Source organism: Leisingera sp. (genome assembly GCF_034669605.1).
In the GTDB taxonomy this organism is placed as follows: Bacteria; Pseudomonadota; Alphaproteobacteria; order Rhodobacterales; family Rhodobacteraceae; genus Leisingera.
Window position 1 is genome coordinate 1 of the sequence record NZ_JAXMOX010000054.1, and the last position, 24662, is coordinate 24662.

19 protein-coding genes, 1 tRNA gene and 1 pseudogene are annotated in these 24662 nt (G+C 62.4%); 14 read left to right on the top strand and 7 right to left on the bottom strand.

What is annotated here, in order from left to right:
• The first annotated feature begins 146 nt into the window (after positions 1-146).
• Positions 147-1153: pseudogene (locus VOI29_RS08900) on the top strand (IS30 family transposase).
• A 264-nt stretch (positions 1154-1417) separates the two neighbouring features.
• Here VOI29_RS08900 and VOI29_RS08905 read toward each other — a convergent pair.
• The 5 genes from VOI29_RS08905 to pdxH form a co-directional block, all read right to left on the bottom strand.
• Positions 1418-5062, bottom strand: a complete 3645-nt coding sequence (locus VOI29_RS08905) for a vitamin B12-dependent ribonucleotide reductase (RefSeq protein ID WP_323777982.1) — start codon at positions 5060-5062, stop codon at positions 1418-1420.
• A 723-nt stretch (positions 5063-5785) separates the two neighbouring features.
• Positions 5786-5862, bottom strand: a tRNA-Pro gene (locus VOI29_RS08910).
• A 43-nt stretch (positions 5863-5905) separates the two neighbouring features.
• Positions 5906-6343, bottom strand: a complete 438-nt coding sequence (locus VOI29_RS08915) for a DUF192 domain-containing protein (RefSeq protein ID WP_323777984.1) — start codon at positions 6341-6343, stop codon at positions 5906-5908.
• 43 nt (positions 6344-6386) lie between these two features.
• A complete protein-coding gene (locus VOI29_RS08920) occupies positions 6387-6926 on the bottom strand; it encodes a cold shock domain-containing protein (protein WP_323777986.1) in 540 nt (179 codons plus the stop codon).
• A 134-nt stretch (positions 6927-7060) separates the two neighbouring features.
• Positions 7061-7666: a pyridoxamine 5'-phosphate oxidase gene (pdxH, locus tag VOI29_RS08925; protein ID WP_323777987.1), complete on the bottom strand. Its 606-nt coding sequence runs from the start codon at positions 7664-7666 to the stop codon at positions 7061-7063.
• A 132-nt stretch (positions 7667-7798) separates the two neighbouring features.
• Here pdxH and fabI point away from each other — a divergent pair, with 132 nt between their 5' ends.
• The 5 genes from fabI (at position 7799) to trpE (ending at position 14038) form a co-directional block, all read left to right on the top strand.
• Positions 7799-8602 carry an enoyl-ACP reductase FabI gene (fabI, locus tag VOI29_RS08930; RefSeq protein ID WP_323777988.1) on the top strand — a complete coding sequence of 268 codons (804 nt, stop codon included), beginning with the start codon at positions 7799-7801 and terminating at the stop codon, positions 8600-8602.
• 73 nt (positions 8603-8675) lie between these two features.
• Positions 8676-9179 (top strand): xanthine phosphoribosyltransferase, encoded by a 504-nt coding sequence (gene gpt, locus VOI29_RS08935; RefSeq protein ID WP_323777990.1) that lies wholly within the window; start codon positions 8676-8678, stop codon positions 9177-9179.
• 196 nt (positions 9180-9375) lie between these two features.
• Positions 9376-10551, top strand: coding sequence for an aminotransferase (locus VOI29_RS08940; RefSeq protein ID WP_323777992.1), 1176 nt, complete (start codon positions 9376-9378; stop codon positions 10549-10551).
• 118 nt (positions 10552-10669) lie between these two features.
• Positions 10670-12511 carry a peptidylprolyl isomerase gene (locus tag VOI29_RS08945; protein ID WP_323777994.1) on the top strand — a complete coding sequence of 614 codons (1842 nt, stop codon included), beginning with the start codon at positions 10670-10672 and terminating at the stop codon, positions 12509-12511.
• Between the two features lie 15 nt (positions 12512-12526).
• Positions 12527-14038, top strand: a complete 1512-nt coding sequence (gene trpE, locus VOI29_RS08950) for an anthranilate synthase component I (RefSeq protein ID WP_323777996.1) — start codon at positions 12527-12529, stop codon at positions 14036-14038.
• A gap of 82 nt (positions 14039-14120) precedes the next feature.
• Here trpE and VOI29_RS08955 read toward each other — a convergent pair whose 3' ends face one another.
• Positions 14121-15662: a divergent polysaccharide deacteylase family protein gene (locus tag VOI29_RS08955; protein ID WP_323777998.1), complete on the bottom strand. Its 1542-nt coding sequence runs from the start codon at positions 15660-15662 to the stop codon at positions 14121-14123.
• A 189-nt stretch (positions 15663-15851) separates the two neighbouring features.
• On the opposite strand from VOI29_RS08955, the gene VOI29_RS08960 reads away from it, so the two are divergent.
• The 7 genes from VOI29_RS08960 to lexA all read left to right on the top strand — a co-directional run bounded on the left by VOI29_RS08960 (position 15852) and on the right by lexA (position 21460).
• Positions 15852-16433, top strand: a complete 582-nt coding sequence (locus VOI29_RS08960; RefSeq protein ID WP_323778000.1) for an aminodeoxychorismate/anthranilate synthase component II — start codon at positions 15852-15854, stop codon at positions 16431-16433.
• On the top strand, positions 16430-17449 hold the full coding sequence (gene trpD / locus VOI29_RS08965) for an anthranilate phosphoribosyltransferase (RefSeq protein ID WP_323778002.1): 1020 nt from the start codon (positions 16430-16432) through the stop codon (positions 17447-17449). Before VOI29_RS08960 ends, trpD begins: the two co-directional genes overlap by 4 nt.
• On the top strand, positions 17446-18099 hold the full coding sequence (locus VOI29_RS08970; RefSeq protein ID WP_323778004.1) for a uracil-DNA glycosylase: 654 nt from the start codon (positions 17446-17448) through the stop codon (positions 18097-18099). Before trpD ends, VOI29_RS08970 begins: the two co-directional genes overlap by 4 nt.
• 14 nt (positions 18100-18113) lie before the next feature.
• Positions 18114-18926: an indole-3-glycerol phosphate synthase TrpC gene (trpC, locus tag VOI29_RS08975; RefSeq protein WP_323778006.1), complete on the top strand. Its 813-nt coding sequence runs from the start codon at positions 18114-18116 to the stop codon at positions 18924-18926.
• A gap of 11 nt (positions 18927-18937) precedes the next feature.
• Complete coding sequence (gene moaC, locus VOI29_RS08980) at positions 18938-19408, top strand: cyclic pyranopterin monophosphate synthase MoaC (protein ID WP_323778008.1); 471 nt, start codon at positions 18938-18940, stop codon at positions 19406-19408.
• Positions 19409-20581 (top strand): gephyrin-like molybdotransferase Glp, encoded by a 1173-nt coding sequence (gene glp, locus VOI29_RS08985; protein ID WP_323778010.1) that lies wholly within the window; start codon positions 19409-19411, stop codon positions 20579-20581.
• Between the two features lie 180 nt (positions 20582-20761).
• Positions 20762-21460, top strand: coding sequence for a transcriptional repressor LexA (lexA, locus tag VOI29_RS08990; RefSeq protein WP_323778012.1), 699 nt, complete (start codon positions 20762-20764; stop codon positions 21458-21460).
• Here lexA and VOI29_RS08995 read toward each other — a convergent pair.
• Positions 21454-23523 carry a ComEC/Rec2 family competence protein gene (locus VOI29_RS08995; protein ID WP_323778014.1) on the bottom strand — a complete coding sequence of 690 codons (2070 nt, stop codon included), beginning with the start codon at positions 23521-23523 and terminating at the stop codon, positions 21454-21456. The two genes, lexA and VOI29_RS08995, sit on opposite strands and share 7 nt — an antisense overlap.
• Before the next feature lie 79 nt (positions 23524-23602).
• On the opposite strand from VOI29_RS08995, the gene gltX reads away from it, so the two are divergent.
• A partial coding sequence (gene gltX / locus VOI29_RS09000; protein ID WP_323778016.1) for a glutamate--tRNA ligase occupies positions 23603-24662 on the top strand: 1060 nt, incomplete at its 3' end.

Genomic DNA, 24662 nt, shown 5'->3' on the forward strand with positions numbered 1-24662 from the left:
GCTCCCGTCACGCCTATTGGTGACATTCCCGCTTTGCGCAGCCGGTGACATTTCTGAATGGTTGCAACATGATATGTACGCGGGGTGGATTCACAAACGAAGTGCAAATTCTGTACGAATACAGAAGCTTGCACGGAGGATGTTGAATGGGACGCTGCTACTCTCACCTGAGTCTGGATGAACGCCGGAAGATTGCCAAGTGGCTTGAAGTCAAAATGCCGATTGCAGAGATGGCAGATTGGTTGGGCCGCTCCGCTTCTACACTCTATCGGGACATTAAGCGGAACCGGTACACCGATGCGGAACTTCCGGAGTTGGACGGATATCACGCCGTAGCGGCTCAAGACATGTACGAGAATCGCCGCGCGGTCCACCGGAAGATGATCGTATACCCCGAGCTGAAAGCCGCTATCGAAGACCGGCTCAAGGCCGGATGGTCACCGGAGCAGACCGCCGGCCGGATGCGGTTCGAGCGTCATCCGGTCCGGCTCAGCCTCGGGACGATTTACCGGTTTGCCTATTCCAAGGATGGCCGGGCCGAAGCCTTTTACCGGCATCTTGCCGAGCACCGGAAACGCCGCAGACCACGTGGGCACCGCAGGCACAACCGCACCCGGATCTTCGACAGCCAAAGCCAGTCACGCAGGCCTGAGCGCAGTGCAGCGCGCACGGAATTTGGCCACTGGGAATGCGACCTGATGATGTTCCGCAAGGAACATGGAAAGATCAACGTCACGTCTCTGGTTGAGCGCGTCAGCCGTTACACTGTCGTCATGCGCAACGAAGATCGTCATTCGAAGCCGGTCATGGAAGCTCTGATCAACGGGTTGGCTCCCCTGCCAGCGGATGCGCGCCAGTCGATCACTTTCGACCGCGGCACCGAGTTCTCAGCTTGGCAGCGCCTGAAGGATGGTGTCGGAGCCGTCAGTTGGTTTTGTGCCCCCCAGGCTCCCTGGCAGAAAGGCACAAAAACACCAACAACAGGCTGAGAAAATACCTGCCCCGCTCGACTGAGCCGACGGCGCTGACAAATCGAAATTTAAGGTCGGTTTGCCACCGCCTCAATTCCACGCCGGGCAAATGCCTTGGCTATCGGACACCGCCCGAGGTCTTCGAATCCAACCTGATGGAAATCCAGAACCGGTTGGAATAAAACAGGATATCAGAAACTCCACTTCACCGTGAGTTCACAGTTGGCAGTTCCGCCCGCAGTCAAGAAAATGGCTTCCTCTGAGAACAGAGGAAGCCAGTTATCACCGGTCAGGCTCCTTCATTGACTGCCCGAAAGTTTTCTTACCTGGGCCTTCTCGGTGTTCAGAACGGGCGCACCCGTTCCTGATAGCGTTGGAAGCAGTGGCATTGCTCCCAGAATTCGTCTGCGCCACCAAGGAAAATTCAGAGACGCAGACAGTGTCCTTCAGCTGCAGCCGGAGGTCCCGCCGCAGGTGTTGCACTTCATGCAGGTGCCATTGCGCACCAATGTGTAGTTGCCGCATTCGCCGCAAGCTTCGCCCTCGTAGCCTTGCATTTTTGCCTTGGCACGCGCGTCCATGCCGCCGCCGGAATGCGCGCTCGCCTCCCCGGTCTCTGGCACCAGAGTCTGCAGCGCCGCGACGGGATCGGTTCCGGTTGCAGCGCTGCTTGCCTCGGTCTGACCGCCTTGCAACACCACCAGCTCCTGCGGCAGCCGCTTGCGCAGATAGCCGGTCGACGAGATCTGCTTCAACACTTCCAGCGACCGCGAGGCGGCGGTTTCACTCAGCTCGGACAGGTTCGACACGCCGTCTTCCTCGCCGCGGCCCAGGTCGTCGAAGGCTGCGCCTTCGGGCTTCACATGCGCCAGATCTGTCCGGTCCAGATAGCTGACGGCCAGTTCGCGGAACACGTAATCGAGGATCGAGGTCGCGTTCTTGATCGAGTCGTTGCCCTGGACCATGCCGGCGGGCTCAAACTTGGTGAAGGTGAACGCATCCACAAATTCTTCCAGCGGCACCCCGTATTGCAGGCCGACCGATACCGCGATGGCAAAATTGTTCATCATCGCGCGGAAGCCCGCACCTTCCTTGTGCATGTCGATGAAAATTTCGCCCAAGGTTCCGTCAGAGTATTCACCGGTGCGCAAATACACTTTGTGACCGCCGACAACCGCCTTCTGCGTATAGCCCTTGCGGCGCTGGGGCATCTTCTCGCGGTGGCTGCGGACCAGCTCCTTGACCACCACTTTCTCGATGATCTTTTCGGCCAGAACCGCGGCCTTTTCCTGGCTGGAGCCGCTTTCCAGCACCTCTGCCGCCTCATCGTCATCCTCGACCAGCGCCGCTGCCAGAGGCTGGCTCAGCTTGGAGCCATCGCGGTAAAGCGCGTTGGCTTTCACCCCCAGGCTCCAGCTCAGCTCATAGGCTTTCTGGCAGTCCTCGATGGTGGCCGAATTCGGCATGTTGATGGTTTTGGAAATCGCACCGGAGATAAAGCTTTGGGCCGCCGCCATCATGTAGATATGGCTGTCAACACTCAGGAAACGCTTGCCTTTTTTTCCACAGGGGTTGGCACAGTCAAAGATTGCATAATGCTCTTCCTGCAGATGCGGTGCGCCTTCCAGCGTCATGGTCCCGCACACGTGGTCATTGGCCGCCTCAATGTCCGCCTTGGTAAATCCCAGGTGGCGAAGCAGGTCAAAGGTCGGATCATTCAGCTTGGGCGCGGGGATGCCCAGAACACCTGTGCAGAAATCCTCGCCCAGGGTCCACTGATTGAACACGAAACGGATGTCAAAGGCCGATTCCAGCGCCGCATCGACTTTGGCCAGCTCATTGGGGCCGAACCCATGGCCGGCCAGCGACGTGTGATTGATGCCCGGCGCGTTGCCAATGGAGCCATGGCCAACTGCGTAAGACACAATTTCCTGGATCTGGGCAGAGCTGTAACCCAGCCCCTCCAGCGCCGCCGGAACTGACCGGTTGATGATTTTGAAGTAACCGCCGCCAGCCAGCTTCTTGAACTTCACCAGGGCAAAGTCAGGCTCGATGCCCGTGGTGTCGCAGTCCATCACCAGACCGATGGTGCCAGTGGGCGCAATTACTGTGGTTTGCGCATTGCGGTAACCGTGCTTTTCACCCAGCTCCAGCGCCTCGTCCCAGGCGCTGGCGGCCAGATCGGTCAGCAGCACGTCAGGGCAGTTGGTAATGTCCAGCGGAACCGGCGCAACCGACAGCGCCTCGTAACCGTCCGCGTTGCCCTTTGCTGCGTTGCGGTGGTTGCGGATCACGCGCAGCATGTGGTCCGTATTTTTTGCATAACCCGGGAAGGGCCCCAGCTCCGCGGCGATTTCGGCAGAGGTGGCATAGGACACGCCGGTCATCAGCGCGGTCAGCGCACCGCACAGCGCCCTGCCCTCGTCCGAGTCATAGCTGTAGCCCATGTTCATCAACAACCCGCCGATATTGGCATAGCCCAGACCCAAGGTGCGGAAGTCATAAGACCGCTGCGCGATTTCCTTGGACGGGAACTGCGCCATCATAACCGAGATTTCCAGCGTCAGCGTCCACAGGCGGCAGGCGTGCATATAGTCATCGGCCTGAAACTGCCCGTCCTTGAGGAAGCTCAGCAGGTTCAGCGACGCCAGGTTGCAGGCCGTGTCGTCCAGGAACATGTATTCAGAACAAGGGTTTGAGCCGCGAATCTCACCGTCTTCCGGGCAGGTGTGCCATTCGTTCACGGTGTCGTGGAACTGGATACCCGGATCAGCGCAGGCCCAGGCTGCATGGCCCACCTTCTCCCACAGGTCGCGGGCTTTGACCACCTTGGCGATCTTACCATCGGTGCGGTTGACCAGCTGCCCGTCGGCATCTTTTTCCACCGCATGCAAGAAAGCATTGGTGACCCGGATCGAGTTGTTGGAGTTCTGACCCGAGACAGAGCTGTAGGCCTCGGAATCCCAGTCGGTATCATAGGTCGGGAACTCGATCGACGTATGGCCTTGCTTGGCGTAATCCAGCACCCGCTTGACGTAGGTTTCCGGGATCGCCACCTTCTTGGCTTCGCGGATCGCACCCTTCAGCCCGGTGTTGACCGCCGGGTCGTAGGCATCCGCTTCGGCGCCGTCCCAGCTGCGGATGGCCTCAAAGATGCCGTTCAGCATCTTCTCGTGCATCTTGGAGCCGGCCACGATGGAGGCGACTTTCTGCTCCTCCAGCACCTTCCACTCGATGAACTGCTCGATATCAGGGTGATCGGCATCGACGATCACCATTTTTGCTGCCCGGCGGGTTGTACCGCCTGATTTGATGGCGCCCGCTGCACGGTCGCCGATTTTGAGAAAGCCCATCAGGCCCGAAGATTTGCCGCCGCCGGACAGCCGCTCGCCCTCGGCGCGCAGGTGGCTGAAATTGGTGCCGGTGCCGGAGCCGTATTTGAACAGGCGCGCCTCGCGCACCCACAGATCCATGATGCCGCCGTCCTTGACCAGATCATCCGAAACCGACTGGATGAAACAGGCATGCGGCTGGGGATGCTCATAAGCGCTGTCGGATTTGGTCAGCTTGCCGGTCTTGTAGTCGACATAGTGATGGCCCTGGGCCGGGCCGTCGATGCCATAGGCCCAATGCAGGCCGGTGTTGAACCATTGGGGTGAATTCGGAGCGGAACGCTGGGTCGCCAGCATATAGCGCATCTCGTCGTAATAGGCGCGGGCGTCGTCCTCGGAGGAGAAATAGCCGCCCTTCCAGCCCCAATAGGCCCAGGCGCCGGCCAGACGATCGAACACCTGCTTGGAGGAGACTTCGCCGCCCAGCACCGCACCGTCCGCAGGGACCGAACGCCACAGAAACTCGGGAACGCCTTTTTCGCGGACCTTTTTCAACCGCGACGGCACGCCCGCCTTACGGAAATACTTCTGCGCGATGACATCGCTGGCGACCTGGCTCCAGGACGCGGGGATTTCAATATTGTCGAGCCGGAAAACAATGGTCCCGTCCGGGTTGCGGATTTCCGATGTGGCCGAGACAAAGGCCAGATCAGCATAGGCATCCTGTCCGGGTTTTGTGAATTTCCGTTCGATCTTCATGCTCAGCCCCTTTTTAAGCATTCGTCGTTCAATAGTCGCGGTGCTCCAAGCACCCGTCAGGCCCGGCCACGGAACTCACAAACGCCCGTCGCACGCCGCAAATAGCGCACTTGCGGCCCTCGCCGGCCATTCTCACAGGACTGTTTGTTGTTTTCAGCGTTGTTGCTTCGGCTTGGTAACCCACCAGATCTAGTGCCGTCGCAACCGGTGTCTACTATTTGACGTATTTGGACACAAAGGGTCAACGTTAAATTTACATCTTGGCGACTATCTTTGCTGTTGACGCTTCCAGACGATTGCGGCCTGCGCAGACTGCCATTGATTCATCCACAGGTCCTGTCAGGTTCAGCGTCTTCGGACGGTGCCGCCGCAGGGTTGAATTTCCGTTTTCGGGAGAATGGCTTGCTGCGTTGCAGAGGGGTGAAGGATATCCGGGAGCCTAAATGCCGATGAAAAAACCATAGTCCAGGATCAGGCCCCGGCGCGCTGCGCAGGCAAAAAAAGGTCGTTTTGCGGTTCAGCGCCGTGAACCGGTTGCCACAGATTGTCCAGGTAGCCTTTTGATGCCGGCTCAACGGAAAATGGTTAAAACTGTCTTTGCGGCGTGTTCGAGAAGCAACGAAGCCGCAAATCGCGGAAATCGGTTGTCAGCTGCCAAAAGCGGAACACGAATCTTGAACCGGAAGGATCCGGCTAAGATTCGCTGCAAATTTTTAATAAGTATGGTCGGGGCGGCGAGATTCGAACTCACGACCCCCTGTACCCAAAACAGGTGCGCTACCAGACTGCGCCACGCCCCGGACCGTGCGCCTTCCTATCTCTGCCAAACTGATTTGAAAAGCCCTAACAGGGCCAAACTGCCCCGCTGCGGGAAAAAACTTCATGGCGCATCTGCGAACCCGCAGCGATGCCATAGGCGCGGGCAAGACCGCCGTTGATTTCCAGCACCGCAAAGACGGCGTTGCCGCCTGGAATCGGGGTCAGATCGCCGGGCACGGCGTTCTCGTGCACCGAGGTCACCAGCCCGTGTTCATTCAGAAAAATGATATCGAGGGGGATCAGGGTGTTCTTCATCCAGAACGCCGCGGGCTGCGGGCTGTCATAGACAAACAGCATCCCTGCCCCGCGCGGCAGCTCTTCGCGGAACATCAGCCCTTGGGCGCGCTCCGCCTCTGTATCAGCAATTTCGACGGCAAACCCCGCCTGCCCCCAGTCGCCGCGCAGATCGGCGCGCGCAAGCTGGCACTCAGACGCCAGCGCGGTGCCGGCGGCAACAGACATGCAGACGCCCAAGCTCCATTGAAGCAGGCGCCGCCGCAAGGCCTCAGGTCTCACCGCCGGGGAGCATTGCAGCCTCCCAGGCCAGCACTTCAACCGCCATACGGCCGCGTTTGCCGTCGATCACCCGCATTGCCAAGGCTTCCCCCGGTTGCAGATCCGCCAGCCCGGACTGACGCAGCACTTCGACATGCAGGAAAACATCCTCGCCGCGGCCAAAGACATTGGCAAATCCGAACCCTTTGCCCTTGTCGAACCATTTGACCCGCGCAGGCTCCAGCGGTTCGTTTTTCAGGCTGATCATGTCCAGTTCGGCAAAATCGCTCAGCACCGGGGTATCATCCCGTTCGGGCGGCTGAATGGAGATCACTTCAACGGCTTGAACACCGCGGCCTGTCTGGTGGGTCACGATCTCGATCCTGGCGCCGTCCGCGACTGAGCTCTGGCCGAAATTACGCAATACATTCACATGCAGCAGAATGTCCGCACCACCCTCGTCAGATACGACAAACCCGTACCCTTTGGCTGGATCAAACCACTTAACTTGCCCCTGAATTTGCTGCAAGCTGCTGAGATCTTCTGCCACGAACTTTCCCCACCGCGTTTTTTAATTTTGACTGGAGTCCTGATGCGCCATTCTGACCTTGGATTTCAAGCTAAAAAGATTTGAGATTGTCACGAATCCGCTATTGACGCTAGGTAATCCATTTTCTTTTCCACTTAAGGATTGAGCCGCAGGATTTCCCATTCTGCAGCTGCATTCATGCGGCGCCAGCGAAACCGGTCATGCAGCCGGAATGCGCCATCTGCCCAAAATTCTATTTCAACCGGCACCAGGCGGAAACCGCCCCAGAACGGCGGCCGCTCCGGGTTCGGGCCCTTCATCGCCGTTATCTTGGCCACCTCGGCCATCAGCGTGCCGCGGCTGTCCAGCGGCTGTGATTGCCTTGAGGCCCAGGCCCCCAAGCGGCTTTTGAGCGAACGGGACTTGTAGTATTCATCCGCTTGCGGCCCGTCTTCGCGGCTAACTATGCCGCGCACCCGGATCTGGCGGCGCAGCGACTTCCAATGCATCACAAATGCGGCCTTGCCGGCCTGGTCCAGCTCCTGCGCCTTGGTGCTCTCGTAATTGGTGTAGAACACAAAGGCGCCGTCTTCGATTTCCTTGAGCAGGACCATGCGGCTGTTCGGCAATCCGTCCTCATCCACAGTGGCCAGGGCTATGGCGTTGGGATCGTTGGGTTCGGTCTGTTCTGCCTCCCCCAGCCACGCGCGGGCAATGGCAAACGGATCGTCGCCTGCAAAAATACCTGTACGGTCGGACATCGGGCACCTCTTTGCGGATCTGGCGGCAACCTATGCACCTTCCTGCCGCGCGGCAAGGGCGTGCACCCTTGTCGCCGCCCGCTTGGCATATTAAACACCGCGTAATTAACAGATCACAGGCGGAGAACCTGCATGTCTAATCACCTGATGGCCGGCAAGCGCGGCCTCATCATGGGCCTGGCCAATGACAAATCCATCGCTTGGGGGATTGCCAAGGCCTGCGCCGATGCCGGCGCCGAGCTTGCCTTTTCCTATCAGGGCGACGCATTGAAGAAGCGGGTCGACCCGCTGGCGGCGCAACTGGGCAGCGATATCGTCCTGCCCTGCGACGTCTCGGACGAGGCGTCGATTGATGCCCTGTTTGCCGGGTTGGAAGCCAAATGGGGCAAGCTGGACTTTGTCGTTCACGCCATCGGCTTTTCCGACAAGAACGAGTTGCGCGGCCGCTATGTCGACACCAGCCGCAGCAATTTCCAGATGACCATGGACATCTCGGTCTTCTCGTTCACCGCGGTGGCCAACCGCGCCGAAAAGATGATGAGCGACGGCGGCTCGCTGCTGACCCTGACCTATTACGGTGCCGAGCAGGTGATGCCGCACTATAATGTCATGGGCGTTGCCAAGGCGGCACTGGAAGCCTCGGTCAAATACCTGGCCGAGGATCTGGGCAAGGACGGCATCCGCGTCAATGCAATCTCGGCCGGCCCGATCAAGACCCTGGCCGCCTCCGGCATCGGCGATTTCCGTTACATTATGAAGTGGAACGAGTATAACTCGCCGCTGCGCCGCAACGTGACCACTGATGATGTCGGCAAGTCCGCGCTTTATCTTTTGTCCGACCTCAGCTCGGGCGTGACCGGCGAGAACCTGCATGTGGATGCCGGCTATCACGTCGTTGGGATGAAGGCGGTGGATGCGCCGGACATCTCCAAGTAATTGAATACAGAAAGAAACCCAGGTGCAACTTGGGTTTCAGCAAGCTGACGCGACTTCGCGGGGAGCAAGTAAAATGACCGATCGCCTGCCGCACGAAAAAGGCTTCCACATTAGCTGGGACCAGATCCACCGGGACAGCCGCGCCTTGGCCTGGCGGCTGGACGGCCAAGGCCCCGGCAAAGGCGCCTGGCGCGCCGTGGTGGCGATCACCCGCGGCGGCATGGCGCCGGCGATGATAGTCAGCCGCGAACTGGACATCCGCACCGTGGACACCATCTCGGTGCGTTCCTACCACCATCAATCCCAGGGCGAAGCCGAAGTGCTGAAAGCTCCGGATGCCGGCCTGATGGGGGATGGTGAGGGGATTCTGATCATCGACGATCTGGTCGACAGCGGCAAAACCCTGGAACTGGTGCGCGACATGTACCCCAAGGCGCATTTTGCCACCGTCTATGCCAAGCCCAAGGGGCGGCCGATGGTGGACACCTTCATCACCGAAGTCAGCCAGGACACCTGGATTTTCTTCCCTTGGGATATGGCGCTGCAATATGTGGAGCCCTACCGCGGCAAGGACTGATCCGGCCTGATCGGAATTCCCCGGACAGGCGCGCTGCAAATCGCGCCTGTCTTTGCTTGCGCAGCTGCGGCTAATGCAGCCGCACCCGTTGGGCAAGCATAACTGCTTGAGAAGCCGGAAACACCGTGCCAGACATGGTCCGGTGCGCGGCCCGCTGCGCCCGCGCATCTTCCTGTCCCGGCGCCCGGAGCCATTCATGCCCCTTCCCCGCACCCAAGCCACCTTTGTCTCGCCGATCGTCGAATCACGCCGCTGGGTGGCCGGCGTTGAATTCCCGCCGGAACGCCCGCTGCTGAACGTCAGCCAAGCCGCGCCGGCAGAAGCGCCGCCCCTGGGGTTGCGCCAGGCACTCGCGGATGCCGCGCTCAACGATGCTGAGGCGCATCTGTACGGGCCTGTTCTGGGCAATGCCCGCCTGCGACGGGCGCTGGCGCGGCAGATCTCCGGCCACTACCAGGCGGATGTGCAGGCAGAACAGATTGGCATCACCTCCGGCTGCAACCAGGCTTTTGCCGCCGCGATTGCCGCGCTTTGCGGCGAGGCGGATGAGGTGATCATCCCGGTGCCCTGGTACTTCAATCACAAGATGTGGCTGGACATGGCCGGAGTCACCGCGGTGCCGTTGCACGTCGGGGCCGGAATGCTGCCGGACCTTGCTGCCGCTGAGGCGCTGATTACGGACCGCACCCGCGCCATCGTGCTGGTCACCCCCAACAATCCCTGCGGCGTGGAGTACCCCTCCGGGTTGGTGCAGGCCTTCTTTGATCTGGCCCGTGCCAGGGGCATTGCCCTGATCGTGGACGAAACATACCGCGACTTCGACAGCCGCGAAGGCGCCCCGCATGGGCTTTTCCAGCTGGACGGCTGGGACCGGACCCTGATCCACCTTTACTCCTTCTCCAAGGCCTACCGGCTGACCGGCCACCGGGTCGGCGCTGTGGCAGCTTCGCCGGACAGAATGTTCGAAATGGAGAAGTTTCTGGATACTGACACCATCTGCCCCTCGCAGCTGGGCCAGGCCGGCGCCCTTTGGGGCATTGAAAACCTGCAGGGCTGGCTGGCCGGGGAACGGCGGGAAATCCTCGACCGCCGGGCAGAAATTGAAAACGGGTTTCCGGTTCTGGCCGGCAAGGGCTGGAAGCTGCTCGGATGCGGCGCCTACTTTGCCTATGCCGAACACCCGTTCGATCTGCCGTCAGAGGAGATCGCCAAACTTCTGGTGGCGGAGGCTTCCGTCCTGATGCTGCCGGGCTCCATGTTCATGCCCGCAGACGATCCCGCCGCCGCGCGCCAGTTCCGCATTGCCTTTGCCAATGTGGACCGGGCCGGCATCCGGACGCTGTTTGACAGGCTGGCGGCCTTTAATCCCTGATCACGCAGCAGTTTGATCCGCAACCATCTTGCCCCTCTGCGGGCAGCCGCGTATTCAGTCAGCGGCATTTCCCGCTGCAAGGCGACCCCTTGCACGGCAAAACAATAAAGAGGGCATCATGGCCGCAGGCATCAAGAAGCTATCCAAAACCTTTGTCTGGATCCTGATGGGGATGCTGATTGTCGGCCTTGCCGGATTTGGCGCGGTGAATTTCACCAGCTCCGCCTCCTCGGTTGCCAGTGCCGGCGACGAGGAAATCAGCATCGGCGCTTATGTGCGGGAATTGCAGCGCGAGCAGCGCGGCCTGCAGGCGCAAACCGGCCAGGCCGTTTCCATGGCGCAGCTCAGCGCCTTTGGTCTTGACCGGGTGGTGCTCGGCCGCCTGATCTCGCTGGCAGCTCTCGATCACGAAGCCAAAAACCTGGGCCTGTCGATCGGTGACGAAAACCTGATCGAAGAGCTGGGCGCCATCGATGCCTTTCAAGGTGTGAACGGCGCCTTCGACCGCGAAGCCTATAGTTTTGCCCTGCGGAATGCCGGCCTGTCGGAAAAGGAATTCGAAGACGATCTGCGCCGCGAAGCCGCCCGCACCATCGTCCAGAACGCGATACTCACCGGCACTGAAATGCCACAGGTCCTGACCGAAACCCTGACCGGTTTCATCGGCGCGCGCCGCAGCTTTTCCTATGTGCAGATCAATGCCGAAGACATTGCCCTGACCGCCGGGGTTCCTGCGGACGCCGAGCTGCAAGTCTTCTATAAGGCCGCACAGGACCAGTTCATGCTGCCGGAAACCAAAGTGATCACCTACGCGGCGCTGCGCCCCTCGATGCTGCTGGATGAAGTGGAGATCGACGATGCCGCATTGCGCCGGCTGTACGATGACCGCGCCAGCCAGTACCAAGTGCCCGAGCGCCGCCTGGTGGAACGCCTGGTGTTTGCCGATGACGATGCCGCGGCCAGCGCCAAGGCACAGCTGGAAACCGGCGGTGCGACCTTCGAAAGCCTGGTCGATGCCCGCGGCCTGTCGCTGCAGGACATCGATATGGGCGACGTCACCAGGGAAGATCTGGGGGCCGCCGCTGCCGAGGTCTTTGCTGCCGAACCCGGCGAAGTGGCCGGCCCCCTGCCCTCTGATCTCGGCCCGGCGCTATACCGTGTGAACGGCCGCCTCGAGGCGCAGACCACCAGCTTTGAACAGGCAATGCCTGACCTGCGCGAAGAACTCGCTTCCGACCGCACCCGCCGTCTGGTGGAGGCCCAGGCCGAAGACATCGACGATCTTCTGGCCGGCGGCGCCACGCTGGAAGAGCTGGCAACCGAAAGCGGGCTGGAGCTGGTGCAGATCCATTGGACGGAAGATACCAGCGACGGCATCGCGGCTTACGAAGGCTTCCGCACCGCCGCCGCCGCCGTCACCGCCGAGGATTTCCCGGCTGTGGACTTCCTCGACGATGGCAGCTTGTTTGCCCTGCGTCTGGACGAGGTCCTGCCGGAACGGCCGGAACCCTTTGCCGAGGCCAGGGGCAAGGTGCTGGCGGCGTGGCAGGCCGACCGCCTGACCACTGCGCTGCGCGAGCAGGGCGAAGCGCTGCTGGCCCAGGCAGAAACCGCCGGCAGCTTTGCCGAAGGCGCCGAGGTCAAATCCGAGACCGGCCTGACCCGCACAGCCTACATCGACACGGTGCCCGCAGATCTGATCACCCAGGTGTTCGGGATGGAGATCGGCAGCTTCCGCCTGATGCAGGATGCGGAGACAGCGGTGGTTGTCCGCCTCGACGGTATCCTGCCGCCGGAAGCCAGCGACGACATGAACCTCCTCACCCAGGCGCTGCAGGCGCAGCTGAACCAGACCCTGGCCCAGGAGCTGTTCCAGGCCTATCTGCAGGACGTTCAGGCCCGCGCCGAACCCCGTGTCGACCAGCAGGCGCTGAACGCAGCGCAGGCGAATTTCCAGTAATCAAGGCAAGCATCCATGGCTCTGACACCCGATTTCGACACATTCTCCAAGGCTTACGAGGCCGGCGAGAACCAGGTCGTCTATACCCGCCTTGCCGCCGACCTCGACACGCCAGTGTCGCTGATGCTCAAGCTGACCGGCGCCCAAAAAGACGCTTTCATGCTGGAATCTGTCACCGGCGGCGAGGTGCGCGGGCGCTATTCGATCATCGGCATGAAGCCGGATCTGGTCTGGCGCTGCCACGGGGAGCAATCCAGCCTCAACCGCTCGGCCCGGTTTGATGCGGATGATTTCACCCCGCAGGACGGCAACCCGATGGACAACCTGCGGGCGCTGATTGCCGACAGCAAAATCGATCTGCCCGACGATCTGCCGCAGGCCGCCGCCGGTCTGTTCGGCTATCTCGGCTATGACATGATCCGTCTGGTGGAGCACCTGCCCAACGTAAACCCGGATCCGCTCGGCCTGCCCGACGCGCTGATGCTGCGCCCTTCGGTGATTGCGGTACTGGACGGGGTCAAGGGCGAGGTCACGGTGGTCTCCCCCGTCTGGTCCAGCGACGGCCAGACCGCCAAGGCCGCCTATGCCCAGGCCGCAGAACGGGTGATGGACGCGGTGCGCGATCTGGAACGCGCGATGCCCGCCGAAAGCCGCGATCTGGGCGATGCCGATGAGGTCGCACCGCCCGCATCGAACTTCACCAAGGACGGCTACATGGCGGCGGTGGAGAAGGCCAAAGACTACATCCGCGCAGGCGACATTTTCCAGGTGGTGCCGGCGCAGCGCTGGACGCAAGCGTTCCGCCAGCCGCCCTTTGCGCTCTACCGCAGCCTACGGCGCACCAACCCCTCGCCCTTCATGTTCTACTTCAATTTCGGCGGTTTTCAGGTGGTGGGCGCCTCGCCGGAAATCCTGGTGCGCGTGTTCGGCCAAGAGGTGACCATCCGCCCCATCGCGGGCACCCGCCCCCGCGGCGCCACGCCGGAAGAGGACAAGGCGCTGGAAGCGGACCTTCTGGCCGACAAGAAGGAGCTGGCAGAACATCTGATGCTGCTGGACCTGGGCCGGAACGATACTGGCCGGGTGGCCAAAATCGGCACCGTGCGCCCGACCGAACAATTCATCATCGAGCGTTACAGCCATGTGATGCACATCGTCTCAAACGTCGTCGGCGAGCTGGCCGAGGACAAGGACGCGCTCGATGCCTTTTTTGCCGGCATGCCCGCAGGCACCGTCTCCGGCGCCCCCAAGGTCCGGGCGATGGAGATCATCGACGAGCTGGAGCCGGAGAAACGCGGTATCTACGGCGGCGGTGTCGGCTATTTCTCTGCCGGCGGCGACATGGACATGTGCATTGCTCTGCGCACCGCCATCGTCAAGGATCAGAACCTCTATATCCAGGCCGGCGGCGGCGTGGTTTATGACAGCGACCCCGAGGCGGAATATATGGAGACCGTCCATAAATCCAATGCGATCCGCCGTGCGGCAGCAGACGCAGCCCGCTTTACCGGCAACGGCAACCGTTAAGAATACAGACGCAGGCGCCTGCCGCTTCATCTTTGTGAAATTACTCCGGCCGGAGGCAACGGCGCCCGCCTTGGGCGCCGTTTCACTTTGCCGGCAGGTTTGCTTCCAGACTGGCCGAGACCGGCGCCAGCGCAATCCGGGCGGCCCGGTCCTGCAGGCCCCAGATCAGCAGCGCCGAAATCGTATCGGGGCGCAACCGTCCCAGCATGATCACCGCGCCCTCTTGCCCGGCCCGGAATGCCGCCTGATCCAGGAACCGCCGGATCGCCCGCGGGTTCTGACCGGCGCCGTCAAAATCGCGGAACACAACACCGGCCGGCACACCGTCGCGCAGCGCCAGTTTCTGCACCGTGTTCAACCCGCTGTCCTGGGTCACCAGCCCGTAGCCTGCCGAGGCCGCAACTGCGGCAACCTGATTTGCCAGCGCCCGGTTGCCCTGCACCCCGGTCCCGATGCCTTCAAGGATCCCCATGGCCTCCGGCAGCTTGCCGCGCCAGATCTCCAGCGCCGTCTCCGCATCCTGCGGCGAGGCCGCGCGCGGCAGATCCGCCAGCATCAGTACTTCAAACCCCGCCGCCCGGCGCGCGGCCATCTTGGAGGCAGCCTGCGGATCTTCCGGATCAATTGCAAAACTCAACGGATAAGGGAACTCCGCCAACGCTTCGGCGCCAACGGCCCCTTCTTCATCGATCAGCACAATCGACATCAGCGGGCGGTTCTCCGGATTGTGAAACGCTTCCGTATGGGCGGTAAACGGCGGCTCGTCCGATACCGCTGCAGCGGCAAACCCGGCTTCCCGGGGCTTGTCCCGATCCGTAAGCGGAACAACCGGCGTGCCGATGCTTGGCGTCAGAACCTCCTGATCCGCCGCCGCAGTTTCCACTTCTGTTCCGCTGTCAGCGCGGCTGCTGCCGCCGTCTTCGCCGGCTTCCGGCAGAACCGGTGACGCACCGATAACCGGCAGCGTGGTTGCCTGCGGCGCGCTGCCGATGTCCGGGGCCAGAACGGCCGAGGATCCAGTCGTTCCCGCTTCGGCCACAATTTGCACAGGGGCTGGTGCATCTTCCTGGGCTTCTGCGGGCACTTCAGGCGCGGGTTCCGGTGCAGGTTCCGTGGCTGCAATAATGGCAGCCTCGGCACCCGGGGCCTGCGGCACAGGCGGCTGAATCGCCTGCAGCTGAGGCGCATCTGTTTGTGGTGCCACACCGGGCGCCTCTGACCTATCCAGGCCGCTGGAGCCCGCGGCCGCAGTTGCCAGCCCGACCTCAGGCTTGGCGGCCGGTGCGGTATCCGCGCCTGCCAGGGCGTTCAGGTCATCGCCGCCACCGGTTTCGGCCGGCGCGGCCGGCTGCGCCTCAACAAGATCCGCATCACGCCCCTGGCTGCTGGCAGGCGCCTCGGCGGCCTTGCTGCCGTCCTTCGGCATGTGCGGAGCGTCGCCCGGATCATGCGCGGCAGGCTCCGGCGCCGCAACGGCAGGCTGTTCCTCGGGCTGCGGCACTGCTGCCGTATCGCGTCCGGTGTCCGGCAATGTCACCGGCAAAGGCACCGACAAAGACAGCATCGCCAGCCCGCCCGCGGCCAGCAATGCCCCGACACTCACGCCGCCCAGAAATCCACGCATGCCTGTTTTGCCTCTCAATCCGTTTTTCCGTGCTGCGCCGTACCAGCGTGCCTGAGCGAACCCTGTTTCTGTTCCCCCGGCAATCGCCTATCCTGCCCTTGACGCTGCCCCGTATCCCTGAACATGTATGTTTCAACCACTATACTGCGGCGCGGCCCCGGCCCGCCACCCTTAAAAGAGCCCGCTACGATGCTGCTGCTGATAGACAACTACGATTCCTTTACCTACAACCTCGTCCATTATCTGGGGGAGCTGGGCGCGGAAATGGACGTCCGCCGCAACGACGCCATCAACGTCCAGGAAGCGATGGCAATGAAGCCTTCCGGCATTCTGCTGTCGCCCGGCCCCTGCGACCCGGATCAGGCCGGCATCTGCCTGGCGCTGACCGAAGCCGCGGCCGAAACCCGCACGCCGCTTCTGGGCGTGTGCCTGGGCCATCAGACCATCGGCCAGGCATTCGGCGGCAAGGTGGTCCGCTGTCCCGAGATCGTGCACGGTAAGATGGGCAAAATGCACCACAAGGATACCGGCGTTTTCAAGGGCTTGCCGACACCTTTTGAGGCAACCCGCTATCATTCCCTGGTGGTCGAGCGCGACAGCCTGCCGGAGTGCCTGGAAATCACCGCTGAACTGGAAGACGGCACCATCATGGGCCTGCAGCACAAAGAGCTGCCGATCCACGGCGTCCAGTTCCACCCGGAATCGATCGCCTCGGAACATGGCCACGCGCTGCTGAAAAACTTTCTCGACGTGATGAAGGTGCCCGCATGAGCGACCGCCTGAAACCGCTTATCGGCGCCGCGGCGGAACGGTCCCTGACCCGCGATGAGGCTGAAACCGCTTTTACCCTGCTGTTTGAGGGCGAAGCCACGCCCAGCCAGATCGGCGGCTTGCTGATGGCGATGCGCACCCGCGGCGAAAGCGTCGATGAATACGCCGCTGCCGCTGCCGTAATGCGTTCCAAATGCAATCCGGTAAAGGCGCCCGCAGGCGCGATCGACATCGTCGGCACTGGCGGTGACGGCAAGAACACCCTCAACATCTCCACCGCCACCGCCTTTGTGACGGCCGGCGCGGGCGTGGTGGTTGCCAAACACGGCAACCGGAATCTCAGCTCTAAATCCGGCACTGCGGACCTGCAGTCCCAGATGGGCATCAAGGTGATGGTTGGGCCGGAAGTGGTTGAAAAGGCCATCAATGAAGCCGGAATCGGCTTCATGATGGCGCCCATGCACCATCCCGCGACGCGCCACGTGATGCCGACCCGCACCGAGCTTGGCACCCGCACCATCTTCAATATTCTCGGCCCCCTCACCAATCCGGCCGGCGTCAAACGCCAGCTTACCGGCGCCTTCAGCCGCGATATGATCCGCCCGATGGCGGAAACGCTAAAAGCTCTCGGGTCTGAGCGCGCCTGGCTGGTGCATGGCTCTGACGGCACGGATGAGCTGACCATCACCGGCATCAGCTGGGTTTCGGCGCTGGAGGAAAACGGCGACATCCGCGATGTCGAACTGCACCCCGAAGATGCCGGCCTGCCAGTGCACCCGTTTGAGGCCATCGTCGGCGGCACGCCCGAGGAAAACGCGCAGGCCTTCCGGGCGCTGCTGGATGGCGCGCCGTCAGCCTACCGCGACGCCGTGCTGCTGAATGCTGCTTCCGCCTTGGTGGTCGCAGGCCATGCCGCAGATCTCAAGGAAGGCGTCGCCAAAGCCGCCGCCTCCATCGACAGCGGTGCTGCCAAATCCAAGGTCGAGGCGCTGGCCCGCATCACCTCTGCTGCATGACCCGCTTGCCACCGGGGCTGGGTGCCTGGTCCAGCCTGCCTTTTTTCACCGGCCATTGGCCCGGACTCTCAGCCGCAATTGCCGAAGATCGCCGCGGAATCCTTCCGCCCGCGCATCAGCGCTTTGCCGCACTGGAACTGACCCAACCGCAGGACACCCGCGTGGTGATCCTGGGCCAGGATCCGTATCCAACGCCGGGTCACGCCCATGGCCTGGCCTTTTCCGCAGAGCCGCATGTCCACCCGCTCCCGCGCTCTTTGTCCAACATTTACAAAGAGCTGGAAGGCGACCTTGGTGTAACCCGCCCAAATGCAGACCTGCGTGGATGGGCAAAACAGGGCGTTCTGCTGCTGAACACCGCCCTTTCCGTACCCGCAGGCGAGGCGAATGGCCACAAGCACCTGGGCTGGCAGTATCTGGTGCATCAGGTGCTGGAGCTGACATCAAAACGCCCCACGGCCTATATTCTGTGGGGAAATGCAGCACAAAAGCTTGAAAAACATATCAAACCGGGCGATCACCTGATCCTGAAAACTGCCCATCCCTCGCCCCTGTCGGCGCGGCGCGGCTTCTTCGGGTCCCGGCCCTTTTCAAAAGTGAATAATTGGCTCGCTGCCCGCGGTGAAAGCGGCATAGACTGGAACGCATAAACGGAGGCACTGATATGACCCAAAACGTGCTGGACAAGATCAAGGCCTACAAGCTCGAGGAAGTGGCCGCCGGCAAGGCCGCCAAACCGCTGGAGGCAGTCGAGGCTGAGGCGCGCGAAGCCTCCCCGGTGCGCGGCTTTGCCGACAGCCTGATGCAGGCCAACCGCAGCGGCTATGGCCTGATCGCCGAAATCAAGAAAGCCAGCCCCTCCAAAGGTCTGATCCGCCCGGATTTTCATCCGGCCGATTTGGCCAAAGCGTACGAAGACGGCGGGGCCACCTGCCTGTCGGTGCTGACCGACACGCCCAGCTTCCAGGGGGCCAAGGAGTTCCTCACCCAAGCCCGCGACGCCTGCTCCCTGCCCGCGCTGCGCAAGGATTTCATGTACGACACCTATCAGGTGGCCGAAGCCCGCGCGCTGGGTGCTGATTGCATTCTGATCATTCTGGCCTCCGTTTCGGATGCGCAAGCGCAGGAGCTGGAGGAAAGCGCCTTTGACTGGGGCATGGATGTGCTCCTGGAAGTGCATGACGCCGAAGAACTTGAGCGCGCCTGCAATCTGAAGTCGCCCTTGATGGGCATCAACAACCGAAATCTCAAGACGTTTGAAACCACCCTGAACACCACCCGCGAACTCTCGCGCCTGGTGCCTGCGGACCGCACCATCGTCTGCGAAAGCGGGTTGTTCACGCCGGAGGATCTCAGCGATATGGCCCGCTACGGCGCACGGACCTTCCTGATCGGGGAAAGCCTGATGCGCCAGGACGATGTGGCCGGCGCAACCCGTGCGCTGCTCGCCAATCCGCTGATGCCCGGCATGATGTAAGGAGCAGCGCCATGAGCCTCACTCATTTCGACACCAAGGGCGACGCCCATATGGTCGATGTCTCGGACAAGGCGGTAACCTCGCGCATCGCCACCGCCGAAGGAAGCATCACCATGGCGCGGGAAACCTTTGACATCATTGCCGAAGGCCGCGCAAAAAAGGGCGATGTTCTGTCAGTCGCCCGCCTGGCCGGCATTATGGGCGCCAAGAAAACGCCGGATCTGATCCCGCTGTGCCATCCGCTGCCGGTGACCAAGGTCGCGGTGGAGCTGACCCTGGACCCGGACCTGCCCGGCGTGCGGGTTGAGGCGACGGTCAAGACCACTGGCCAGACCGGGGTTGAGATGGAGGCGCTCACCGCCGTCTCCACCGCCGCGCTCACCGTCTATGACATGGCCAAGGCTGTGGACAAGGCAATGGAGATCGGCGGCATCCGCGTTACGCTGAAAGATGGCGGAAAATCAGGCAGGTACGAGGCGTAAATGATCCCGGTCAGCGAAGCCCGCGCACATCTTTTGGCGCTTGTGCAGAAGCTTGGCACCGAACAGGTTCCGCTGGCCAAAGCCGCGGGCCGGGTGCTGGCAGCAGATCTGCAAGCGCGCCGTGATCAGCCGCCGTTCTCAGCCTCCGCAATGGACGGCTACGCCGTGAACGCCGCAGAAGTCGAACTGCACGCCATGTTCAAGGTGATTGGCGAAGCCGCCGCGGGCCACGCTTTTCCGGGCCGTGTGGGCGCCGGCCAGGCGGTACGCATCTTTACCGGCGCACCGGTGCCTGAAGGCGCAAGTTTCGTTGTTATTCAAGAGGATACAACCAGAAGCGGCAGCCTCATCACCATCACAGATAAACCTGGAAGCAACCCCAACATCCGGCCCCGCGGCGGCGATTTCACCGATGGCCAGACCGTCAGCGCACCCAGGCTGCTTGCGCCCGCGGACATCGCCCTGCTGGCGGCGATGAATATTCCCACGGTCCCCGTCACCCGCCGCCCGGAGGTCGCGCTGATCTCTACAGGCGACGAGCTGGTGATGCCCGGCGGCACGCCCGGCCCGGATCAGATCATCGCCTCCAACACCTTTGGTCTCAAGGCGATGCTCGAAGGACTCGGCGCCCGTGCCCGCATCCTGCCAATCGCCCGCGACACCGAAGCCTCGCTGCGGACTGCCTTTGACCTGGCTGCAGGCGCCGATCTGGTCGTCACCATCGGCGGTGCCTCGGTCGGCGATCACGATCTGGTCGGCCAAGTTGCGCAGGACCTCGGCATGGAGCGCAGCTTTTACAAGATCGCCATGCGGCCCGGCAAACCGCTGATGGCCGGCCGCATGACCGGCGCCGCCATGGTCGGCCTGCCCGGTAACCCGGTTTCGGCGATGGTCTGCGGCCACGTCTTCCTGACACCGATGATCCGCACCATGCTTGGACTGCCACCGGAAGCGCAGCAGCTGCAGACCGCCACCCTTGCGGCGCCTCTGGCAGAGAACGGCCCGCGGGAACATTACATGCGGGCCAAGGTCGATGGCGGCAGGGTCAGCGCTTTTGACAATCAGGACAGCTCACTGCTTACCATTCTGGCAGATGCCAATGCCCTGCTGGTCCGCCCGCCGAAGGACGGCGCGCGCAGCGCAGGCGATACCGTGCAATACCTGCCTATCTGATCCTGCATTTTCTCTGCAAAAATGCTCCCGCCCCTTTGCCCTGCGGGCGGTTATGCCGCCATAGGGGGGGGCACACGCCGCAGGCGCGTTCTGTTTTCATACGGTCAGGTACTGACATGTTGACACAAAACGTGAACATGCGTAGAACAAAAGAAAACCTGAGGCGCGGAGGGAGCGGAGATGCTCACGAAAAAGCAACTTCAACTGCTGGAATTCATTCACAAACGTCTTCAGCGGGACGGCGTGCCGCCCAGTTTCGATGAAATGAAGGTTGAGCTGGATCTGCGGTCGAAATCTGGCATCCACCGGCTGATCACCGCTCTGGAGGAACGCGGCTTTATCCGCCGCCTGCCGCACCGCGCCCGCGCCATTGAGATCCTCCGCCTGCCGGAAAGCCTGGGCGGTGTGCCGGAGCCGCAAAGCTTTGCGCCAACGGTGATTGACGGCGGCCGCCCGCAGCCCGCAACTGCCGCTGCAGAACCGGTGCGCCATGCGGCAGTGGAACTGCCGGTGATGGGCCGCATCGCCGCCGGTGTCCCGATCGAGGCGATCAGCCAGGTGTCGCATCAGGTAGTGGTTCCCGGCGGCATGATCGCACCAAACGGCCAGCATTTCGCGCTGGAGGTAAAGGGCGAGTCGATGATCGAAGCCGGCATCAATGACGGCGACATCGTGGTGATCCGCGAAACCGGCGCTGCAGACAACGGCGATATCGTTGTCGCACTGGTCGAGGGGCACGAGGCCACGCTGAAACGCTATCAGCGCCAGGGCAGCATGATCGCACTGGAAGCCGCCAACCCGGCCTATGAGACCCGGCGCTACCCGGAAGACCAGGTGCAGATCCAAGGCCGGCTGGTTGGGCTGATCCGCAGTTATTGACGGGTTTGCCGGCCAAGAAGCTTCCGAAGGCGGCTGACTTCAGCCCCTTCCGGCCGCCATCCTGTCCACAACCGCTGTCCCGATACGCCGCGGGATGTCTGCAGGCCGCCGGTTGCAGTCACGGCAATGCTGCCCGTTTGCCGCATCACTTCCGGTGTTAGCAGCAGACAGTTTCCCGGCGTCTGCGCCGTGACCGTGGAAATGATAATATCTATGTCTTTACATTTGTTTATCTGCGCAAGTTTACGTTTTCCGGGCGCGTGGAGCAACCGGAACCCCGGTCCCTCCCAGACCGGCAAAGCGCCTGCTTGATCTGTCCAGCGCGCCGCAGCGGCGATCTGGCCTGCCGGGTCGCCGTCATTCTCAAGCCAGATTTTCGCAGTAAACCCCTGCCCCTTGGCCCGCGACAAGGCCCGGCCTTCCGGCGCCATCACGCCAATCAGGCCGCCGGAGTCAGCGATCAGGACAACGGGACGCTCTGCCGCGCTCCACATCAGCATTGCACATGCGGCCGGCAACAGCCCGGCCAGCCGCAGCCGCCCCTGCCAAATTACCGCAAACAGCATGCCCGCAGCAAACAGCGGCAGCACCCAGCCCCCTGGCGCGGGCACATGCGACAGCGCTCCGTCAAACCCCGACACCCCCCCGGCAACTGCCAGAATCCAGTCCAGCCCCCATTGCATGACAGTCAGTCCGGCCATTTCCAGGCCGAACGGCGCCAGGCACAGCGCCAGCACCGCAGCCGGAATAACGACCGAGCCCATGACCGGCACAGACAACAGGTTCGCCAGCAGCCCGTAATGCGGCACAGTGTTGAAATGCGCCGCTGCAAAGGGGGCTGTTGCCGCCCCGGCCACCGCCGAGGAAATCACCACCGCCAGAACCGGCCGCAGCCATCGCGGCCCCAGCGGCACCTCCTTGTCCCTCAGCGTTGCAAAGACTGCAACCAGCGCTGCGGTTGCGGCAAAACTCATCTGGAAACCGGGGCTTAACAGGCTTTCCGGCCGCCGCAGCAGAACAATCCAAGCGGCAACCGCCACCGCCCGCAGGGTAATCGCACGCCGGTTCAACAGCACGGCAGCAAACATCACCGCCACCATGACAAAGGCCCGCTCGGTTGCCACATTGCCGCCTGACAGCGCAATATACCCGGCGCCGGCCGCCAATGCCGCCAAGGCTGCCAGTTTCTTGACTGGCCAGCGCAGGGCCAGCGGCGGGATCAGGTTGACCAAGATCCTCAGCGCCGCAAAGACAAAGCCGGTCAGCAGCCCCATGTGCAACCCGGAAATTGCCAGAAGATGCGCCAGATTGCTTTGCCGCAGCGCGGTCAGGGTCTGCTGCCCGACACCGCTGCGGTCGCCGGTGGTGATGGCGGCTGCAAACCCGCCTGTTTCCCCGGCTATGCGGTCTTGCAGGCCCTGCGCCACACCCCGGCGCAGCCGTTCCACAGCCAGGCTTTGGCCCGGCTCCTCAGCCAGCAGCACCGGACCCCTTGTGTAGCCCAGGCCGCCCAGTTGCCTGAACCAGGCGTGGCGGCGGAAATCAAACCCGCCGGGCTCGGCTGGACCTTGCGGCGGCAGCAGATGCGCGGTGGTCATGACCCTCGCGCCAGGCGGCGGCACCTGCGCCTGCGCTTTCAACGAAATCCGGACACGGGCCGGCGTGTCTGCGGGCGCCACCCGGTCCAGCCGCACCTGATCCAGGGTCAGCCGCAGGGCATCGGTCGGAGAGCGGTCGACCCCGGCAACCCGCCCCTCCACCGCCCCGTAATAGCGGAAATCCAGGACCGGTGCCGACACAAGATGCGCCCGCGCCCCCGCGAGGCAAAGCCCCGCCGCCGCCAAAGCGGGCCCCCACAGCAGAAAGGCCAGCGGCCGCCGGCCCACGGCACCGGCAGCCATCAGCAGCGCACACAGCGCCAGAGCGGAAAACACGGCGGCGCCGGGCTCCGTCTTTAATGAAAAATAGGCCCCGATCCCGGCTCCGAGGAAAACCGGCGTCCAGGGGAACAGATATCCCCGCTGCGCTTGCAGCAGGTCTGCGATGGCTGCGCTCAGCCGCATGCTTGCCCCCCGCCTTCTGGCCCGGTAGACAGGCGGAAACTCTAAACCTCACTTGGTTTCCAAAAGGTAAATCCTGCTCATGACCCAACCGGTTGTCACCCGTTTCGCGCCTTCTCCCACCGGCTTCCTGCACATCGGCGGCGCCCGAACTGCGCTGTTCAACTGGCTTTACGCCCGCGGCCGCGGCGGCAAGTTCCTGCTGCGCATCGAAGACACCGACCGCGAACGCTCCACGCCTGAGGCAACCGCTGCCATCCTGCAGGGCATGGAATGGCTGGGCCTGGACCACGATGGCGAGGTGATCAGCCAGTTTGAAGGCGCCAGCCGCCACGCCGAAGTGGCCAGGCAGCTGCTGGCCGAGGGCAAGGCATACAAATGTTTTGCCACCCAGGACGAAATCGCCGCTTTCCGCGAGCAGGCCAAGGCTGAGGGCAAATCGACCCTCTACCGCTCGCCCTGGCGCGACGCCGATGACGCCGGCCACCCGGATGCGCCTTATGTGATCCGCATAAAGGCGCCGCAAAGCGGCGTTACCGTTATCAAGGATGAGGTGCAGGGCGACGTCACCATCAGGAACGATCAGCTTGATGACATGATCCTGCTACGTTCCGACGGCACGCCGGTCTACATGCTGGCGGTGGTCGTGGACGACCACGATATGGGCGTCACCCATGTGATCCGCGGCGATGACCACCTGAACAACGCCGCCCGCCAGATGATGATCTATGAGGCGATGGGCTGGGACGTGCCAGTCTGGGCGCATATCCCGCTGATCCACGGGCCGGACGGAAAAAAGCTGAGCAAACGCCATGGTGCATTGGGGGCGCAGGAATACCAGGCGATGGGCTATCCGGCCGCTGGCATGCGCAATTATCTGGCCCGTTTGGGCTGGTCGCACGGCGATGACGAATTTTTTACGGACGATCAGGCCAAACAGTGGTTTAATTTCGACGGTATCGGCAAAAGCCCGGCCCGGTTCGATACCAAGAAGCTGGAGAATCTCAGCGGTCAGCATATCGCCGTTAGCGACGACGCTGCGCTGCGGCACGAAATCTGCGCCTATCTGGCGGCGGCCGGAAAAACAGCCCTGACTGACGCGCAGTCACAGGGTTTGGAAGCGGCGATGTATTGCCTGAAGG

Bases quoted from the DNA above. Each gene is read 5' to 3' on its own strand.
- VOI29_RS08905 (WP_323777982.1), bottom strand. From the start codon at position 5,062: ATGAAGATCGAACGGAAATTCACAAAACCCGGACAGGATGCCTATGCT.
- VOI29_RS08915 (WP_323777984.1), bottom strand. From the start codon at position 6,343: ATGTCTGTTGCCGCCGGCACCGCGCTGGCGTCTGAGTGCCAGCTTGCG.
- pdxH (WP_323777987.1), bottom strand. From the start codon at position 7,666: ATGTCCGACCGTACAGGTATTTTTGCAGGCGACGATCCGTTTGCCATT.
- fabI (WP_323777988.1), top strand. From the start codon at position 7,799: ATGTCTAATCACCTGATGGCCGGCAAGCGCGGCCTCATCATGGGCCTG.
- gpt (WP_323777990.1), top strand. From the start codon at position 8,676: ATGACCGATCGCCTGCCGCACGAAAAAGGCTTCCACATTAGCTGGGAC.
- VOI29_RS08940 (WP_323777992.1), top strand. From the start codon at position 9,376: ATGCCCCTTCCCCGCACCCAAGCCACCTTTGTCTCGCCGATCGTCGAA.
- VOI29_RS08945 (WP_323777994.1), top strand. From the start codon at position 10,670: ATGGCCGCAGGCATCAAGAAGCTATCCAAAACCTTTGTCTGGATCCTG.
- trpE (WP_323777996.1), top strand. From the start codon at position 12,527: ATGGCTCTGACACCCGATTTCGACACATTCTCCAAGGCTTACGAGGCC.
- VOI29_RS08955 (WP_323777998.1), bottom strand. From the start codon at position 15,662: ATGCGTGGATTTCTGGGCGGCGTGAGTGTCGGGGCATTGCTGGCCGCG.
- VOI29_RS08960 (WP_323778000.1), top strand. From the start codon at position 15,852: ATGCTGCTGCTGATAGACAACTACGATTCCTTTACCTACAACCTCGTC.
- trpD (WP_323778002.1), top strand. From the start codon at position 16,430: ATGAGCGACCGCCTGAAACCGCTTATCGGCGCCGCGGCGGAACGGTCC.
- VOI29_RS08970 (WP_323778004.1), top strand. From the start codon at position 17,446: ATGACCCGCTTGCCACCGGGGCTGGGTGCCTGGTCCAGCCTGCCTTTT.
- trpC (WP_323778006.1), top strand. From the start codon at position 18,114: ATGACCCAAAACGTGCTGGACAAGATCAAGGCCTACAAGCTCGAGGAA.
- moaC (WP_323778008.1), top strand. From the start codon at position 18,938: ATGAGCCTCACTCATTTCGACACCAAGGGCGACGCCCATATGGTCGAT.
- glp (WP_323778010.1), top strand. From the start codon at position 19,409: ATGATCCCGGTCAGCGAAGCCCGCGCACATCTTTTGGCGCTTGTGCAG.
- lexA (WP_323778012.1), top strand. From the start codon at position 20,762: ATGCTCACGAAAAAGCAACTTCAACTGCTGGAATTCATTCACAAACGT.
- VOI29_RS08995 (WP_323778014.1), bottom strand. From the start codon at position 23,523: ATGCGGCTGAGCGCAGCCATCGCAGACCTGCTGCAAGCGCAGCGGGGA.